The organism is Pseudoalteromonas sp. BSi20439 (assembly GCF_000241165.1).
Classification (GTDB): Bacteria; Pseudomonadota; Gammaproteobacteria; order Enterobacterales; family Alteromonadaceae; genus Pseudoalteromonas.
The window spans coordinates 1-2,279 of sequence record NZ_BADW01000042.1 but is presented as its reverse complement, the minus strand read 5'-3'; the positions used below and the strand labels follow the sequence as shown (position 1 = coordinate 2,279).

The 2,279-nt window shown below is 42.8% G+C and carries 1 protein-coding gene; it reads left to right on the top strand.

Annotation, left to right across the window (positions count from 1 at the left end; all coding sequences use genetic code 11):
• Positions 1 to 663 precede the first annotated feature (663 nt).
• The gene (ltrA, locus tag P20439_RS03380) at positions 664 to 2,187 is read left to right on the top strand and encodes a group II intron reverse transcriptase/maturase (RefSeq protein WP_008109360.1); all 1,524 of its coding nucleotides are present in this window, start codon (positions 664 to 666) and stop codon (positions 2,185 to 2,187) included.
• Positions 2,188 to 2,279: the final 92 nt, after the last annotated feature.

The window sequence follows — 2,279 nt, the reverse complement described above, 5'->3', positions numbered from 1 at the left end:
GGTGTGCCCGGAGTTCAGCACTAGCAAGGAATGCTTTAATGAACCACGAGTCTATCTGAAATACATGAGCAATACGGTAGGAGCCAAATTGTTTATGGCACTATCTGGTTGTGCAGATAGTTGAGTCTGAGCGGCAGTGACTTATCGTATGCTGATAAGGTGATGGAACTCGCTGACAACGGGGAGTGAGGCGAATTCGTTACGCCAAGATGCTCTTCTAGACTAAGTATTGGACGGATGAAGTACATGAACCGATTAACCCGCATCTATGGGCTGAAACGTCGCCATTGCCTACACGAATTAACAGGCAATATGATGCTGCAATAATACTAAATGTATGAGTATTATTGCCGACTTGATAAATCACACGTAGGTATTTATCAATGGATAAACGCTAAATCACAATTCAGCGTTTAAGTATTATCACCTTACAGCACGATAAGGTTAAAGACTGCGATCGGCATCCACCCCAATATGTTCGAGTTCAGATAGGTAAACCGGGGAAGGTTTGTTTGAATGCTAAGGGAGCACGACCCCGATGACAAACAAGCTGGCGGAGCGTTCGTAGTAGTCTGAGATGGGGAAAGCCCATTACATGGCGAAGGGGCGCAGTTTAATTGATTTGCGCAAGCAAATTACCTGACCTTAATGAGGTGAAGACCTGTGATAATCAGCGAACTGCAACGTAAATTAGCAACATGGACAGCAACCGATAAAGCGCGTCGCGTTAATCGATTACTGCGCCTTATCAGTCACCCACAATGGCTTTGCCAAGCGGCTGAAGTAACGCTTTCTTCAAAAGGTGCCAAAACACCTGGCGTTGATGGAATAACTAAAATTCACTTACAGGATAAGCTGACTGATTACTTAGATGGGATCAGAAATGATTTACTCTCGGGTAATTATCAACCAATGCCTGCCAGACGAATTTATATTCCTAAAGCGAATGGAAAGCAACGCCCTTTAGGCATACCCACCTTAAGAGACAGAATAGTGCAACGTGCCATGCTCATGGCAATGGAGCCGATATGGGAAAATGATTTTCATTCACTATCCTATGGTTTTAGACCTGAACGCAGTGTCCATCACGCCATTAGAACTGTTAAGTTACAAATGACAGGCTCAAGTGAACCACGTGGGCGCTGGGTAATTGAAGGGGATTTATCAAGTTATTTTGATACAGTCCACCATCAATTACTGATGACATGTGTGCGTAAGCGTATCAATTGTCGACGATTTAATGAATTGCTCTGGCGGTTCATCAAAGCAGGACATATTGAACGTAATCTATTCTGTGCAACAAGCGAAGGCGTACCACAAGGTGGTGTCATTTCTCCATTATTGTCAAATATCATGCTCAACGAATTTGATCAGTATTTGGATAAATGCTACTTGAGCAAGAAAGCACGTAAAGATCGCTGGTACTGGAATCGTACAATCCAAGATAAGCGTACCATTGCACTAGAGGAAAATAGACAATGGAAACCTGGGGTTGCTTATTGTCGTTATGCCGATGACTTTCTTGTGATTGTCAAAGGTAACAAACAACAAGCAGAAGCCATTCGTGATCAGTGTCGAAATTTTCTTGAAGGTAAACTTAAACTCACACTTAACATGGAGAAAACCCATATTACGCATGTGAATGATGGATTTATCTTCCTTGGTCATAGGATCATAAGGAAACGTGGTCCTAAAGGGAATATGCGTGTGGTGTCTGGTATTCCACATGGTAAGGCTAAAGCATTTTCTCATTCCTTGAGCCAAGCTTTATCCAGTGATCACAGTTGTAGCAAGATAGACAAAGTTGAACAACTCAGCCGCAAGCTTAAAGGCTGGGCGCAATTTTATCGTCATACTGATTATACCGCTAAAGTTTACAGTAAAATTGATCGTATAGTTTTCTGGAAATTAGCAAAATGGCTAGCGCGGAAATATCGTTGCTCCGTTAAGTCATTAATGATGAAGTGGATAAAACGACCGACGCCAAATCAGGCCAAGACTTGGGTATTATTTGGTAAAAGCAATCGAGGTAATTTATGTAGCGCTTCACTATATCGACTGGTGAGCAGTCCTAAGTTGCCCTTCCGTTGGCGATTACCTGAATCAAACCCTTATCTTAGAGATGAAATGAGAAATACTGTCACATCTCGCTACAGCGATGTTGTAATGGCTGTAAGCCACAATTAAGCGGAGAGCTGTATGCGCTGAAAGGTGCACGTACGGTTCGGAGAGGAGAGGCAGAAAAATAGTTCGACTACGTTCTGCCTCTTACTCTACTT